13 protein-coding genes are annotated in these 14,606 nt (G+C 65.8%); 9 read left to right on the top strand and 4 right to left on the bottom strand.

What is annotated here, in order from left to right; all coding sequences use genetic code 11:
- Window positions 1-76: 76 nt before the first annotated feature.
- Window positions 77-2,236 (top strand): ergothioneine biosynthesis protein EgtB, encoded by a 2,160-nt coding sequence (egtB, locus tag ACODRV_RS08050; RefSeq protein WP_488907975.1) that lies wholly within the window; start codon window positions 77-79, stop codon window positions 2,234-2,236.
- A 59-nt stretch (window positions 2,237-2,295) separates the two neighbouring features.
- Here the strand turns inward: egtB and ACODRV_RS08045 are convergent, their stop codons facing one another.
- Complete coding sequence (locus ACODRV_RS08045) at window positions 2,296-2,517, bottom strand: con-10 family general stress protein (RefSeq protein WP_141626397.1); 222 nt, start codon at window positions 2,515-2,517, stop codon at window positions 2,296-2,298.
- Window positions 2,518-2,612: 95 nt separating this feature from the next.
- Complete coding sequence (locus ACODRV_RS08040) at window positions 2,613-2,792, bottom strand: hypothetical protein (protein WP_488907974.1); 180 nt, start codon at window positions 2,790-2,792, stop codon at window positions 2,613-2,615.
- Window positions 2,793-2,916: 124 nt separating this feature from the next.
- On the opposite strand from ACODRV_RS08040, the gene ACODRV_RS08035 reads away from it, so the two are divergent.
- The gene (locus ACODRV_RS08035; protein WP_141626399.1) at window positions 2,917-3,207 is read left to right on the top strand and encodes a hypothetical protein; all 291 of its coding nucleotides are present in this window, start codon (window positions 2,917-2,919) and stop codon (window positions 3,205-3,207) included.
- A gap of 4 nt (window positions 3,208-3,211) precedes the next feature.
- On the opposite strand, the gene ACODRV_RS08030 is transcribed toward ACODRV_RS08035, so the two are convergent.
- Window positions 3,212-3,925, bottom strand: coding sequence for an MBL fold metallo-hydrolase (locus tag ACODRV_RS08030; protein WP_488907973.1), 714 nt, complete (start codon window positions 3,923-3,925; stop codon window positions 3,212-3,214).
- Between the two features lie 187 nt (window positions 3,926-4,112).
- Here ACODRV_RS08030 and tig point away from each other — a divergent pair, with 187 nt between their 5' ends.
- From tig to ACODRV_RS08010, 4 genes are all read left to right on the top strand, one after another.
- Entirely contained in the window at window positions 4,113-5,456 is a 1,344-nt protein-coding gene (gene tig, locus ACODRV_RS08025) for a trigger factor (RefSeq protein WP_488907972.1), read from the top strand.
- A gap of 227 nt (window positions 5,457-5,683) precedes the next feature.
- Complete coding sequence (locus tag ACODRV_RS08020; RefSeq protein WP_488907971.1) at window positions 5,684-6,649, top strand: hypothetical protein; 966 nt, start codon at window positions 5,684-5,686, stop codon at window positions 6,647-6,649.
- 215 nt (window positions 6,650-6,864) lie between these two features.
- Entirely contained in the window at window positions 6,865-7,512 is a 648-nt protein-coding gene (locus tag ACODRV_RS08015; RefSeq protein WP_488907970.1) for an ATP-dependent Clp protease proteolytic subunit, read from the top strand.
- A gap of 80 nt (window positions 7,513-7,592) precedes the next feature.
- Window positions 7,593-7,910 (top strand): hypothetical protein, encoded by a 318-nt coding sequence (locus ACODRV_RS08010; RefSeq protein WP_488907969.1) that lies wholly within the window; start codon window positions 7,593-7,595, stop codon window positions 7,908-7,910.
- A 6-nt stretch (window positions 7,911-7,916) separates the two neighbouring features.
- On the opposite strand, the gene ACODRV_RS08005 is transcribed toward ACODRV_RS08010, so the two are convergent.
- Complete coding sequence (locus ACODRV_RS08005; RefSeq protein ID WP_488907968.1) at window positions 7,917-8,576, bottom strand: HAD-IB family hydrolase; 660 nt, start codon at window positions 8,574-8,576, stop codon at window positions 7,917-7,919.
- Window positions 8,577-8,765: 189 nt separating this feature from the next.
- Between ACODRV_RS08005 and clpX the strand changes: the two genes are divergently transcribed.
- The 3 genes from clpX (at window position 8,766) to lon (ending at window position 14,583) form a co-directional block, all read left to right on the top strand.
- Window positions 8,766-10,043, top strand: coding sequence for an ATP-dependent Clp protease ATP-binding subunit ClpX (clpX, locus tag ACODRV_RS08000; protein WP_141626406.1), 1,278 nt, complete (start codon window positions 8,766-8,768; stop codon window positions 10,041-10,043).
- A 16-nt stretch (window positions 10,044-10,059) separates the two neighbouring features.
- Complete coding sequence (locus tag ACODRV_RS07995; protein ID WP_488907967.1) at window positions 10,060-11,856, top strand: SGNH hydrolase domain-containing protein; 1,797 nt, start codon at window positions 10,060-10,062, stop codon at window positions 11,854-11,856.
- Between the two features lie 330 nt (window positions 11,857-12,186).
- Window positions 12,187-14,583: an endopeptidase La gene (lon, locus tag ACODRV_RS07990; protein ID WP_488907966.1), complete on the top strand. Its 2,397-nt coding sequence runs from the start codon at window positions 12,187-12,189 to the stop codon at window positions 14,581-14,583.
- Window positions 14,584-14,606 lie beyond the last annotated feature (23 nt).

Raw genomic sequence — 14,606 nt, 5'->3', positions numbered from 1 at the left:
CAGGAACAGGACAAGGGGGTGGCAGTTAGACCTTTGCCGTCCCATGTTCGGGTGCAACGGCGGGGAGCCTGTCCGCATGAATGTTCATTCGCCTGTCGGTTCGACCGTTGAGGACGATATCGCCCTGTTCCGCCGGGTGCGGGGGGCGATGCCGGAACTGGCGAAGGGCCTGTCGGCGGAGGACCTTTCGGCCCAGTCCATGCCGGACTGCAGCCCCGGTAAATGGCATCTGGCGCACACCAGTTGGTTCTTCGAGGCGCTGATCCTGTCGCGCGAGCCGGATTACCGATCTGTGGACCCGCGTTGGCAGGTTCTGTTCAACAGCTATTATGAGGCCTTGGGCGAACGGGTGGCGCGTCCGGAGCGGGGGATAATGACCCGGCCGTCGCTGGATGAGGTGCTGGCCTATCGTCGCGAGATCGACCGGCGAATGATCCGCTGGCTGGGGCAGGGCGAGATGGACGCCCACAGCCGGTATCTGTTCACCCTCGGTCTGAACCACGACCAGCAACATCAGGAGCTGTTCCTGATGGATATACTGAACTTGATGTCGCGCTCGCCTCTTGATCCGGCAGCCTATGAGACCGAGCCGCGTGCGACAGAGATTGAACCTGCGCGGGGCGGGGAGACGGCGTTCGCGGGTGGTCTGGTAGAGATCGGCCACGGCGGCGAGGGCTTCGCCTTCGACAACGAGGGTCCGCGTCACAAGGTGTGGCTGGAGCCGTTCGCCCTGTCGAACGATCTGGTCAGCAACGGCGACTGGCTGCGGTTCATGGCCGACGACGGTTATGCGCGGCCCGAGCTATGGCTGGCCGACGGCTGGGCGACGGTGAAGGCCGAGGGCTGGGATGCGCCCCTGTATTGGCGCAGGGACGCTGAGGGCTGGAGCACCATGACGCTGACGGGGCGGGCGCCGGTCGATTCGGCGGCTCCGGTGCGGCATGTCAGCCTGTATGAAGCCGACGCCTATGCCCGCTGGGCCGGAAAGCGGCTGCCCACCGAGGCGGAATGGGAGCACGCGGCGCGGACGCGGCCGGAGGCCCTGACCAATGTCTTCGGGGAGGTCTGGCAATGGACCGCGTCGGCCTATGCGCCCTATCCGGGCTTCCGGCCCACCGAAGGGACGGCTTCGGAGTACAATGGAAAGTTCATGGTCAATCAGGCGGTGCTGCGGGGCGGATGTTTCGCAACGCCGCACGGGCATGAGCGGGTCAGTTATCGCAATTTCTTCTACCCGCACCAGCGCTGGGCCTTCGCCGGACTCAGGCTGGCGTCGGATGCCAATGTTACGTTGGCCGGCGGCGGCGATGAGCACGCGGCCTTCCGCGAGGAGTTGATCGCCGGCTTGTCCCAGTCGCCGAAGCGGACGTCGCCGAAGTGGTTCTACGACGCGGCGGGGTCGGACCTGTTCGAGGACGTCACCCGCCTGCCGGAATACTACCCGACCCGGCAGGAGGCCGCGCTCTTGCGCGCCGTCGCCCCGGAATGGGCGCCGCTGTTCGGACCGGGCGCGACGATGGTCGAGTTCGGATCCGGCGCGAGCGAGAAGACCCGGATCGTGCTGGACGCCGCGCCGGACCTCGCGGCCTATGTGCCGGTTGATATCAGTCCCGATGCGCTGGAGGCTGCGGCGACGCGCATCCGCGACGCCTATCCCGGGCTGGAGGTGGTCCCCGTGGTCGGGGACTTCCTGTCGCTGGACCAACTGCCTGAAAGCGTGGGGCAGGGGATGGGACGCAAGGTCGGCTTCTTTCCCGGCTCAACCATCGGCAATCTGACGCCGGAGGAGGCGGTGGCTTTCCTGAAGGGAGCGCGACGGCTTCTGGGCGAGGACGCCCTGTTCGTGCTGGGTGTCGATCTGGTGAAGGACCCTGCGGTGCTGATCGCCGCCTATGACGACGCACAGGGCGTGACTGCGGCGTTCAACCGCAACCTGCTGGTCCGCGCCAATCGCGAACTGGGCGCGGACTTCGATCCCGAGGCCTTCGCCCATCTGGCGGTTTGGGATGACGCGACTGCGCGAATGGAGATGCACCTGCAGGCGACCCGCCCGATGACGGTGACCATCGACGGGCGGCGGGTCGCCTTTGCGCGCGGGGAGACCATCCACACCGAGAACTCACGCAAATTCACCGAGCAGTCGTTGCGCGATCTGGCGACGGCGTCCGGCTGGCGCGTCGCGGCGTTCCGCGAAGGCCCTGCGCCGTCGGTCGCCCTGGCCCTGCTGGAAGCCTGAAACGCAAAAGGCGACGCGGAAGCGTCGCCTTCTACTCGAAGTCACTCCGGGGTGGGCGGTTACTCCGCCTCGGCGCCCTTCTGGTTACGCGACCCATGGGAGGCTTCGCCGCCCTTGCGCCCGGCCTGTGCGGCGAGGCTGCGGTCCTGCGAGAAGCTGCGCTTTTCACTGGGTACGCTGGCGCCGCCCTTGCGGGCGATCTCACGCTGGCGCTCCGGGTCCATCGAGGCAAAACCCCGTTTGGAGACGCCGGAGGCTCGGGTAGGCTGACCTTGAGCCATCGGTGGTTCCTTTCATGACGACGGTGGCGGTTGCAGAAATGAACCCCCCGAAGTGAGTCCGGTTCCGGCGCTTCGGTCACGGAAATGCGAACGAATCACAGGTCTTCCGGGCTCTCCGGGGCGCTGTAGGGGCGAGAGTCGCCGGGTTCTCCGCCGCCGGGGTCCTGCTCCGGCGCCTCTTCCGGCGTCGACCCGGGATCGATGTCCGGGCCCGGAGGATCGGGAGGAAGAATTTCAGGTTCGCCGGTCGGGCTGTCGGGTTCGATGTAGGTCATGGTCGTCTCCTGCTCTGATCAACGCGGGCGGGCAGGGGGCGTTTCATCTCGATCCGCGCGTGGAACCGGCCGGGAGAGGGCGGATTGAGGGGTTGAGTTTCCTCCCAAGCCACGGAGCCTTCCAATGACCGAGACCTACACGGGCCAAACCATCGCTGATGATATTGAGGACGCGGTCGATACCCCGGCCACGCGGCTTGACCGCGAGGCGGACGCGATCCTGCAACGTGACGAGATGCGATCTTTCGGCGTGCGCCCCATTCGCAAGGCCATCCGGGAAGATGCGCGGGCCGTCGGCGACTGGGGACGCAGCCGCGCGGGCAAGCTGCGTCACACTGTCGAAGAAGAACCGGTGCGCTACGCCCTCTATGCGCTGGGGATTGGCGTTCTGATCGGGCTGCTGGCGGCGCGGTAGGCGGTCAGGAAGGCCCGCTGGCCGGGCGGGCGACAGGCGCGCGGCGCATGGCAGCATCCGAGACAAAAGGATTCGTCTGACGCTCGGCCCCGAAGGTGGAGTGGGAGCCGTGTCCCGGAATGAAGGTGACATCGTCGCCCAGCGGCCAAAGCTTGGTGACGATGGCGTCGAGCAGGGCGGCGTGGTCGCTGCGGGGGAAATCGGTGCGGCCGATGGAGCCCTGGAACAGGACGTCGCCGACCTGGGCAAAGCGCGCCTCCCGATTGAAGAAGATCACATGCCCTGGGGTATGGCCGGGGCAGTGGAAAACTTCCCACGTGGTCTCGCCCAGCGTCAGGGTGTCACCGTCGTCCAGCCATCGGGTCGGCGTGAAGCTGCGGCAGCCGGGCATGCCGAAGCGCAGACCGTTCTCTGGAATCTGGTCGATCCAGAACTGGTCTTCGATATGCGGGCCGGTGATGTCGAGCCCGGTCTTGTCCTGCATTTCGGCGGCGCCGCCTGCATGATCGAGGTGGCCGTGGGTGATCCAGATGGCCTCGAGAGTCAGCCCGTTCTGCTCTACGGCGGCCAGAAGACCATCGACCGAGCCGCCGGGATCGATGATCGCGGCCTTCCGGGTCTTCTGGCACCAGACGATGGTGCAATTCTGCTGCAGCGGGGTGACGGGGACGACGCCGACGCCGATCGGGGAGGGGGCCGGGGAAGGGGACTGGCTCATGCGTCCACAGATAGCCGCGCCCACCCATTATCGAAACCACCCCGGCTCACGTTGACCTTTGGGGCGGTCATCGACATAAGGGCGGGCTTCAAAGGCGCCGCCTGGCAACAGGCGGCCCTTATTGCTTTTCCCACACCGCGCGCGCCGGCCTGATTGGCGCCGCCCCAGAGCGTCAGATATCCCGACCATGCAAGTCGTCGAAAAGTCCTCCGAAGGCCTGAGCCGCGTGATCGCGGTGACCATCCCTGTCGCCGAGCTGAACGAAAAGCTGGACGCGCGCCTGAAGGAAGTCGCGCCGCAGATGAAGCTGAAGGGCTTCCGTCCGGGCAAGGTCCCGGCCGCCCACGTCAAGAAGACCTTCGGCCGTGATTTCATGGGCGAGATCATCAACGACGCGCTGAACACCTCCAGCCAGGCCGCCCTTGACGAGACCAAGGTCCGTCCGGCCGCTCCGGCCGAGATGAAGCTGATCTCGGATATGGACAAGGTCATCGCCGGTCAGGAAGACCTGGCCTACGAAATGTCGCTGGAAGTCATGCCGGACTTCACCCCGGTCGACCCCAAGACCCTGAAGCTGGACCGTCCGACCTACACGGCGTCCGACGCCGATCTGGACGAGGCCCTGACGGAACTGGCCGGTCAGGCCAAGACCTATGAAGACAAGACCGGCAAGACCGTGAAGGCCGCTGACGGCGATCAGCTGATCATCGACTTCCTGGGCAAGCTGGACGGAGAGCCCTTCGAGGGCGGCGCCGCGACCGACGCCGAGCTGGTCATCGGTTCGGGCCGCTTCATCCCGGGCTTCGAAGAGCAGCTGAAGGGTGCCAAGGTCGGCGAAGAGAAGACCATCGAGGTCACCTTCCCCGAGGATTACCAGGCCAAGCACCTGGCCGGTAAGCTGGCCACCTTCGACATCACCGTGAAGGCCATCAAGGCCGAGGCCGAAGCCAAGGTGGACGATGAGTTCGCCAAGCGCATCGGTCTGGAATCGCTGGACAAGCTGAAAGAGCTGCTGTCCGCCAACCTGAACCAGCAGTATGCCGGCGCCGCCCGCTTCAAGCTGAAGCGCGCCCTGCTGGACCAACTGGACAAGGCCCACGACTTCCCGCTGCCGCCGAAGATGGTGGAAGCCGAGTTCGACGGCATCTGGCAGCAGGTCGAGGCTGACAAGGCCGCCGGCCGTCTGCCGGAAGACGACGCCAAGAAGTCGGACGAAGATCTGAAGACCGAGTACCGGAAAATCGCCGAGCGCCGCGTGCGTCTGGGTCTGGTCCTCGCCGAGATCGGCCGCGCCAACAACGTGACCGTTTCGGATCAGGAACTGAACAACGCCATCATGAACGAGGCCCGCAACTACCCGGGTCAGGAGCGTCAGGTGCTGGACTTCTACCGCCAGAACCCGAACGCCGCCGCCCAGATGCGCGCCCCGATCTATGAAGAGAAGGTCTGCGACCTGATCTTCTCGACCGCCGACGTGACCGACACCCCGATCACCAAGGAAGACCTGCTGAAGGAAGAAGACGAGATCTGATCCCTTCTGATTTCTGACAACGACATCAGGTCCGGTGGTTCTCCGCCGGGCCTTTTTCGTGGTCGCGTGCAACGGGATGAGACGGTGGGATGTCCGCACCGGTCCGGAAAGCCGACGGCGGTCGAGCGCGGCGATCAGACGCATGTGATCGCGGACGCCATTGCGGGTTGTAGGCGATGTTGTTCTGGGACATTCTCGGCCCTGTAACGGTGTTTGGGGATTTCAGAATGTTCACCGCGCTTGCCTTCGGCGCCGTTCTCGCCGTGTCGCCGCCCCAGGACGCGGTCGCTCCGCCGTCCGCCCAGGTCCCGCAGGAAGCGCCGATCCGTCTGGAAGACGTGATCTCCAACCCCCGCCGTCTTGAAGACGCCACCGAACAGTTCGTAGGCGAGGTTGCGGCTCCTGTCCGGCGTCGCGGCTATGCCCGGTGGCACAACGGCGTCTGTGTCGGCGTCGCGAATCTGGCGCCCGAGGTCGGCCAGGCCATCGCTGACCGCGTCTCTGATCGGGCGCGAGAATTGGGCCTGGTTGCGGGTGAGCCGGGCTGCGAACCGAGCATCCTCGTTGTGGCGACACGGGACGCCACGCCGTTCACCGCCCAGTTTGTGGCCATGCGGCCGCGCCTGTTCCGGACCGGCGCGACGGGCATGGATCGCGGAGGGGCGGCGTTCAGGCGCTTCCTTGAGACGGATCGGCCCGTGCGCTGGTGGACCGTCAGCCAGCCGACGGACGCCGATACCGGCGCCCCGACGGTCCGGATGCCGGGCCTGATGTACGGTCTGGGCTATGCCAACGCATCGGGCTCCAGCGCGCAGGATTTCGCCCCCAAGACCCTGCTGCGCAACTCCGGGCGGCTGGTGTCCCAGTACCGGCAGGACATCAAGCGAACCTTTGTCATCGTCGACGTGGATCGCCTGAACGGCGCCTCGGTGGAGCAACTGGGCGACTATATCTCGATGGTCTCGCTCGCCCAGATCGATCAGGACGCCGACACGTCCAGCTTCGACACGGTGCTGAATCTGTTCGACAATCCTGCGGCGGTTCCCGGAATGACCAGTTGGGACACAGCCTATCTGCAGGGGCTGTACGGCACGGCCTGGTATCGCATCAACCAGGGCAGTCAGGTTCAGGCCATCGCCCGCGAGGTCGAGGAACGCTACCGTCATCGGGACGCTGGCGAAGAGCCGCGGTAGCGAGCGACTTCAGCGTTTTCACGGCTCCGACTTCGCTCGCTTGCGGGCCCGAGATCGCCCGTCGCCTGCGTCAGGATGCCTCCGAGCAAGCGTCCCGCTCTCCCCGACGGCGCCTTGCGTCAACGCTTCCTCAAGACGATATCCTGTCCAACAGGGATAGCGACCTTTGAGTCGCGGCCCCCAAACTCCCTTGATGGGCATCCGAGAAGGCCTGAATGCGCGATCCGATCGAACTGATGAACATGAACCTCGTCCCGATGGTGGTCGAGCAATCCAGCCGGGGAGAGCGCTCATTTGACATTTTCTCGCGCCTGCTGCGCGAACGCATCATCTTCCTGACCGGCCCCTTCGAGGACGGTATGGCGTCGCTGATCTGCGCCCAGCTGCTGTTCCTTGAATCGGAGAACCCGAAGAAGGAAATCTCGATGTACATCAACAGCCCCGGCGGACAGGTTTCGTCGGCGCTCGCGATCTACGACACCATGCAATACATCCGCTCGCCGGTTTCGACGGTGTGCATGGGCATGGCCGCGTCTGCCGGATCGCTGATCCTGACGGCCGGCGCCGCCGGTCAGCGCGTCGCGCTGCCGAACGCCCGCGTCATGGTCCACCAGCCTTCGGGCGGCTTCCGCGGTCAGGCTTCGGACATCGAGCTGCACGCGGCCGACATCCGCTACACCAAGCGCCGCCTCAACGAGATCTACGTCGAGCACACCGGCCGTACCTATGAGGAAGTCGAAAAGACCCTTGATCGCGACCACTTCATGTCGGCAGAAGAAGCCAAGGCTTGGGGCATTGTGGATCATGTCTACGACCGCCGCGAACAGGCGGACGCCGACGGCGTGAAAACGCCCGGCAGCTGATCGGCGCTTTACGCCGCAAGTTGATGAAGGAGGCGCACCGGAGACGGTGCGCCTCTTTTCTTTTGTGCTATCAGGCCGCCATGCTTACGCGAGACACCAGCGGGACCGTCGAGGTCGACGGCGACACCTATCACTGGGAGCTGCGTCGCCAGCCCCGGCCGACCCACGGCGGCCAGTGGGAAGGCATCGCCGTGACCCTGCGCCACGTCGACTTCAAGCGCGAGGCCATCGTACAGTTTCCGCCGCCGCTGCGTCCGAACGGCCGTCCCGACACCGAAAAGCAGTTCGTGAACACCGACTATGTGCGTAACGCCGTCGCTGCGGTGATCGAGGCCGGCTGGGAGCCGACCTCGCGCGGCAAGGCTGTCAGTTTTGACGTGGACGAACAGGGCCGGTAACGGCGCTCAGGGCCGCCCTGTGAAGACCCGGAAACCCTTTTCGTCCGCCGCCGCGATCATTTCGGTGTCACCGGAAGTGTCGCCGTAGGCCGCTGTCAGGTGGACGTCGTCTCCGTAGACCGCGCGCAAACGTCGCATCTTCTCCTCGCCCCGGCAGTTGGGGGTGTCGAAGCCGCCGGTGATCCGGTCGTCGGCGTCAAAGCTCAGATGCGTGCCAATCAGGCCCTCGGCGCCGAGGCGTCGGGCGAAGGGGGCCACGGTGGTGTCCGGGCTGGCGGTCACGATTACGCGATGGGCGCCGCGTTTTCCCCAATCCTTCCAGACCTCCAGAGCGTCCGGGCGCATGAATTTCGACCAGGCCTCGTCCGCGAAGCGCTCGGCGTCGGCTTCCAGCTCCGCGCGGCTCACGCCCTTGAGGAATTCCTTCACCGAGGCGGCCTTGATGCGCCCTCTGTCGCGATCCCGGGCATAGCTCGCCACGGCCGGAGCCAGTTTCACAAGACCCAGAGCCCAGCCGCCCGGCCCGGCGCGCCAGCGCAGCAGGGCGGTGAAGCTGTCGCGGATCGTCAGCGTGCCGTCGAAATCGAACGCGACGACCGGCACGCCCCTTGCAGCGCCGGGTTCGGGGTTCTGGCGAAAGTCCTTAACGGTTCCCATGTCAGACATTCGCCGTGATCCCCATCAACAGTGAACGTCCCAAAACCGGCAATGGCCACGCTTTCGCGGGGTTGTGGCGGACGCGGGGATGGGTGATTGTCAATTTTTGAAGACCTTTGCGCCCAAGTTTGGGGAATCAACGCTGAGGAAGCGCGTAGAGCCTCATATCGGGGCGAACCGCGGGAGTGAGAAGGGTCTATGACCAAGGCAGCCGGCACCGACGCCAAAAGTACGCTCTACTGCTCGTTCTGCGGCAAGAGCCAGCACGAGGTGCGCAAGCTCATCGCCGGCCCGACCGTGTTCATCTGTGATGAATGCGTCGAGCTGTGCATGGACATCATCCGTGAAGAGCACAAAATCTCCTTCTCCAAGGCCAAGGACGGCGTCCCCAGCCCGAAGGAAATCCGCGAAGTCCTGGATGACTATGTCATCGGTCAGGGTCACGCGAAAAAGGTGCTCTCCGTGGCGGTTCACAACCACTACAAGCGCCTGAACCACGCGACGAAGAACAACGACGTCGAGCTGGCCAAGTCGAACATCATGCTGATCGGGCCGACCGGCTCGGGCAAGACGCTGCTGGCCCAAACGCTGGCGCGCATCATCGACGTGCCCTTCACCATGGCCGACGCCACCACCCTGACCGAAGCCGGTTATGTGGGCGAGGACGTCGAGAACATCATCCTGAAGCTGCTCCAGGCCTCCGACTACAACGTCGAACGGGCCCAGCGCGGCATCGTGTACATCGACGAAATCGACAAGATTTCGCGCAAGTCGGACAATCCGTCGATCACCCGCGACGTGTCGGGCGAAGGCGTGCAGCAGGCCCTGCTGAAGATCATGGAAGGCACCGTCGCCTCCGTGCCCCCGCAGGGCGGGCGCAAGCATCCGCAGCAGGAGTTCCTGCAGGTCGACACCGCCAACATCCTGTTCATCGTCGGCGGTGCCTTCGCCGGCCTCGAAAAGGTGATTTCGGCCCGTGGCGAGGGAGCCTCGATCGGCTTCGGCGCCAAGGTCAAGGAAATCGACGAACGCCGCACGGGCGACATCCTGAAGGGTGTCGAACCGGACGACCTGATGCGCTTCGGCCTGATCCCCGAGTTCATCGGCCGTCTGCCGGTCCTGGCGACGCTGGAAGATCTGGACGAACCGGCGCTGGTCACCATCCTGACCGAGCCGAAGAACGCCCTGGTCAAGCAGTACAAGCGCCTGTTCGAGATGGAGAACGTCGATCTGACGTTCACCGACGACGCCCTGATGGCCGTCGCCAAGAAGGCCATCACCCGCAAGACCGGCGCGCGCGGCCTGCGCTCGATCCTGGAAGGCATCCTGCTCGAAACCATGTTTGAGCTGCCGACCTTCGAGGGCGTCGAGGAAGTCGTCGTCAACGCCGAGGTGATCGAAGGCAAGGCTCAGCCGCTGCTGATCTACGCCGAGACCAAGGGCAAGAAGAGCGCGCAACCCGACAGCGCCGCCTGATTGCTGAACGGCGCCGTTGAACGCGCCCGTCGGAACCTCTGAAGCCGCTCGCCGGACCTGGCGGGCGGCTTCTTTCATTTTCGCCCTGTCCGTCGCCTTCGCCTCGGCGGCGCTGGTCGCGCCAGAACAGGCCGGCTGGGGTCTGTACGGGCTGGATGTGGCGCTGGCCGTGGCCGGGTTCGTGGTGACGCGGATGCTGCTGGCCGCGCGGGGCGGAATCGGGGGGCATACGGCGGTTCTGGCCCGTATCGCGCTGTGCAGCGTACCGCCGCTCGTGCTGGTTTGCGGAGTGGCGCTGCTCGCGGGGCTGTTTCTGCTGCCGCCCGCCGACCTGCGCAATCAGGCGTGGACGGGGCTGTGGAGCGCCTTCGGCCTCAGCGGCGGCGAACTCCTGAAGCAGGGCTGGCCGCAGGCGACCGGAAATGAGCTGCTGTGGCACGGCTTCATCCTGGGCGTGGCGGCGCAACTGACACTTGGCTGGGGCGCCGTCCTCCTGACCTTGAGAGCGTTGAAGGCAGAGCGCTGGATGGGGGCGGTCCTGATCCTGGGTATGGCGGGGGCGCTGGCGGCCCGGCTGGTGCTGGAGGGCAGGGGGGCGGACCCGCATCTGTTCTATCTGGCGGCGCCGCGCGCGGGTCTGTTCCTGATCGGAGCCTTTGTGGCCGTGGTCTCATGGCAGGTGAGGCCGCGCCAGCCGAATGAATCGCCTGATCCGCTGTTGTGGCCGGGACGTCTGGCGCTGCCGTTCTGGCTGTGGCTCTGGCCGCTTCTGCTCCTGCCCCGGATGGTGCTGGCGCGCCCCTTGGGGGGCTGGGAGGTGGCTTCGGTGCTGGTCGCGGCCGCGGCGGTCGCCTTCCTGACCGAGATCGCGGTGACCGGGCCGTTAAGGCGACGGCTGGAACGGAGGCCAGCCCGCGCGCTCGTCGTCTGTGGCCTGCTGCTGGCGGGACTGGCGGTCGCTTCTGCTGGGCTGTTCGCAGCCGATGGATTGCCAGGACGGGCTTCGAACGCCGTCCGGACGGAAGAGGCGTCGGCGCAGGTCCGTCCGCCCCTGCAGGCCGCTTGTCATACGGAGGGCGTCCAGATCCCATCCGCGGCGAACTGCACCGTGCCCACCGGTCAGACGGCGGACGTGGTCCTGTGGGGCAACTCTCACGGCTCGCACCTGAGTCCGGCTGTGCTGGAATGGGCCGCCGGTCGAGGACTTGCGGTGCGGCAGGCGACGAAGAGCGGCTGCCTGCCTCTGGTGGGCCAAGGCTCGGGGCTGGTCGATGGCGGCTGCGCCCGCTTCAATCATGCGGCGGTCGAGGAATGGGGCCGGGTTCGGCCTGACCTGATCCTGATCGGCGCGGGCTGGACGGTGGTCGTCGAGCGCACGCCGGGTGACGACAGGGCGCAACTGGCGGCGCTGGACCGGGAGCTTCGCGCCACCCTCGCGCTGTTGAGGGCGCGTGTCGGATCCGGGACCCGGGTCGTGCTGATCGGGACCACGCCGGACTATGGCTTTGCGCCCGCCGCCTGCCATGCCCGACGGGCTTTCCTGCGGCTGGATACGGCGCGATGCGACCGCGCTGTACCGGCCAACTCCGCCCTGATGGCTGAGGCGGATGAGCGGCTGGCCCGGATCGCGGCAGACCTGCCCGGCGTCTTCCTGTTCAGACCCTCGACGGCCCTCTGTGAGGGCGTGATGTGCCGGACACGCGGCCCCGGAGGCGTCTGGTACACCGACCAGAGCCACATGACCGAGGCTGGAGGGCGGGCTCAAGCCGCCGCCCTTTCGGTCGTTCTTGATCGGGCGATGGTGTCCCGCTGAGCCTGCGGCAGGCTGTTTCAGGCTGGAATCGCTGCGTTTCAGGCGGGCGGTGGCGGCGGGGACACAGGGCTGTGCGGTGAGTTTTACCTGATCTGTAGGCCCGGGCGCACGACGACGGACCGGCCCAAACACCCTGCGCACGAACGATGCAGCTTCAGCTTTAAACAACGGTCCCCAATCGCCTGCGCCCGTCACGCTTGAATGGCGCGACCGCAAAACCACATACTCGTATGAAGGCCGCTGAATGCGGGCCGAGTCGATACGGTCGGACATCGCGTTCGGACGCCGGCGCGGCGGGTCCAAGATCAACAAGGGCCCCGGAGTAGCATCATGACCGAGACCAAGACCCTTCCTGTCCTGCCTCTGAGAGACATCGTCGTCTTCCCGCACATGGTCGTGCCCCTCTTCGTGGGGCGCGAGAAATCGGTGCGTGCGCTGGACGAGATCATGAAGGGTGAGAAGCAAATCCTGCTGGCCACCCAGAAAAACAGCGTCGACGACGATCCCGCCGCCGACGCCATCTATCCCATCGGCGTGCTGGCCAATGTCCTGCAACTGCTGAAGCTGCCCGACGGCACCGTGAAGGTGTTGGTCGAGGGGAAGGGCCGCGCGCGCCTGACCCGCTTCACTGACCGAACCGAATATTTCGAGGCCGAAGCCGTCGAAATCGCCGATGAAGTCGGCGAGCCCTCGCAGTCCGAAGCCCTGCTGCGCGCGGTGATCGAGCAGTTCGAAAACTATGTGAAGCTGAACAAGAAGGTGCCACCCGAGGCCCTCAGCTCCATCCCGCAGATCACCGACCCGTCCAAGCTGGCGGACTCGGTCGCGGCCCATCTGTCGGTCAAGATCGGCGACAAGCAGTCTCTGCTGGAGACCGTCGCGGTGCCGTCGCGTCTGGAGAAGGTCTATGGCCTGATGGAGGGCGAAATCTCCGTCCTGCAGGTCGAGAAGAAGATCCGCTCGCGCGTGAAGCGCCAGATGGAGAAGACCCAGCGCGAGTACTATCTGAACGAGCAGATGAAGGCGATCCAGCGCGAGCTGGGCGAGACCGACGACCAGCGGGATGAAATCCTCGAGCTCGAGAAGCGGATCCGCAAGACGCGACTGTCCAAGGAGGCGCGGACCAAGGCGGAGGCCGAGGTCAAGAAGCTGCGCAACATGAGCCCGATGTCGGCCGAGTCCACGGTGGTGCGGAACTACCTCGACTGGCTGCTGTCGATCCCGTGGGGCAAGGCCAAGCAGAAGCCGATCGACCTCCAGAAGGCCGAGGACACCCTCGAGGAGGATCACTACGGCCTGGAGAAGGTCAAGGAACGGATCATCGAGTATCTGGCCGTCCAGGCGCGCACCGGCTCGCTGAAGGGCCCGATCCTCTGCCTCGTCGGTCCTCCCGGCGTCGGCAAGACCTCGCTGGCCAAGTCCATCGCCAAGGCGACCGGGCGTGAGTACGTCCGCATGTCGCTGGGCGGCGTGCGCGACGAGGCCGAGATCCGCGGTCACCGTCGGACCTACATCGGCTCCATGCCGGGCAAGATCATCCAGTCGATGAAGAAGGCGAAGACCACCAACGCCTTCATCCTGCTGGACGAGATCGACAAGCTGGGCGCCGACTGGCGCGGCGACCCCTCGTCGGCGCTGCTGGAGGTGCTGGACCCGGCCCAGAACTCGACCTTCGGGGATCACTACCTCGAGGTCGACTATGACCTGTCCAACATCATGTTCGTCACCACGGCGAACAGCCTGAACATGCCTCAGCCCCTGATGGACCGGATGGAGATCATCCGGGTCAGCGGCTACACCGAGGACGAGAAGGTCGAGATCGCCAAGCGTCACGTCCTGCCCAAGGTCACGACCGACAACGGTCTGAAGCCGGCGGAATTCGTGGTGCCGGACGACATCATCCGCGACCTGATCCGCTACTACACCCGGGAAGCCGGCGTGCGGTCGCTGGAGCGGGCGTTCGGTGGTCTGGCCCGCAAGGCGGTTCGCGAGATGGCCAAGACCGGCGCAACCTCGATCACCGTGGATCAGGCCAAGCTGGCCGAATACGCGGGCGTGAAGAAGTTCCGCTACGGCGAGACGGACGAGGAAGATCAGGTCGGCATCGTCACCGGTCTGGCCTGGACCGAGTTCGGCGGCGACATCCTGACCATCGAGGCGATCAAGATGCCGGGCCGCGGCCGCATGACCGTGACCGGCAACCTGAAGGACGTGATGAAGGAGTCGATCTCCGCCGCCGCGTCCTACGTCCGCTCGCGGGCGCTCAGCTTCGGCGTGAAGCCGCCGGTGTTCGAGAAGACCGATATCCACGTGCACGTGCCGGACGGCGCGACGCCCAAGGACGGTCCCTCGGCCGGTGTCGCCATGACCGTGGCCATGGTCTCGGTCCTGACCGGCATCCCGATCCGCAAGGATATCGCCATGACCGGCGAGATCACCCTGCGCGGCCGGGTCACCGCCATCGGCGGCCTGAAGGAGAAGCTGCTGGCGGCCCTCCGCTCGGGCATCAAGACGGTGCTCATCCCGGAAGAGAACGAGAAGGACCTCGCCGACGTGCCCGACAATGTGAAGGGTGCGCTGGAGATCGTTCCGATCAAGACCGCTGACGAGGCCCTGAAATGGGCCCTCACCGGGGCCCTGACCCCGGTGGAGTGGGACGAGGAAGCCGAACCGCTCCCCGCCGCCGCCCCGCCGGTGGACGGCGCCACGGTGAGCGCGGCTCACTAGGGGCGGTCAAAGCCTGAAACGAA

This window comes from Brevundimonas sp. FG8, assembly GCF_057808845.1.
This window is presented reverse-complemented; position numbering and strand designations above follow the sequence as displayed.

What these genes read in the sequence shown, in the direction of transcription:
- egtB (WP_488907975.1), top strand. Translation starts at nt 77, where the DNA reads ATGAATGTTCATTCGCCTGTCGGTTCGACCGTTGAGGACGATATCGCC.
- ACODRV_RS08045 (WP_141626397.1), bottom strand. Translation starts at nt 2,517, where the DNA reads ATGGCTCAAGGTCAGCCTACCCGAGCCTCCGGCGTCTCCAAACGGGGT.
- ACODRV_RS08040 (WP_488907974.1), bottom strand. Translation starts at nt 2,792, where the DNA reads ATGACCTACATCGAACCCGACAGCCCGACCGGCGAACCTGAAATTCTT.
- ACODRV_RS08035 (WP_141626399.1), top strand. Translation starts at nt 2,917, where the DNA reads ATGACCGAGACCTACACGGGCCAAACCATCGCTGATGATATTGAGGAC.
- ACODRV_RS08030 (WP_488907973.1), bottom strand. Translation starts at nt 3,925, where the DNA reads ATGAGCCAGTCCCCTTCCCCGGCCCCCTCCCCGATCGGCGTCGGCGTC.
- tig (WP_488907972.1), top strand. Translation starts at nt 4,113, where the DNA reads ATGCAAGTCGTCGAAAAGTCCTCCGAAGGCCTGAGCCGCGTGATCGCG.
- ACODRV_RS08020 (WP_488907971.1), top strand. Translation starts at nt 5,684, where the DNA reads ATGTTCACCGCGCTTGCCTTCGGCGCCGTTCTCGCCGTGTCGCCGCCC.
- ACODRV_RS08015 (WP_488907970.1), top strand. Translation starts at nt 6,865, where the DNA reads ATGCGCGATCCGATCGAACTGATGAACATGAACCTCGTCCCGATGGTG.
- ACODRV_RS08010 (WP_488907969.1), top strand. Translation starts at nt 7,593, where the DNA reads ATGCTTACGCGAGACACCAGCGGGACCGTCGAGGTCGACGGCGACACC.
- ACODRV_RS08005 (WP_488907968.1), bottom strand. Translation starts at nt 8,576, where the DNA reads ATGTCTGACATGGGAACCGTTAAGGACTTTCGCCAGAACCCCGAACCC.
- clpX (WP_141626406.1), top strand. Translation starts at nt 8,766, where the DNA reads ATGACCAAGGCAGCCGGCACCGACGCCAAAAGTACGCTCTACTGCTCG.
- lon (WP_488907966.1), top strand. Translation starts at nt 12,187, where the DNA reads ATGACCGAGACCAAGACCCTTCCTGTCCTGCCTCTGAGAGACATCGTC.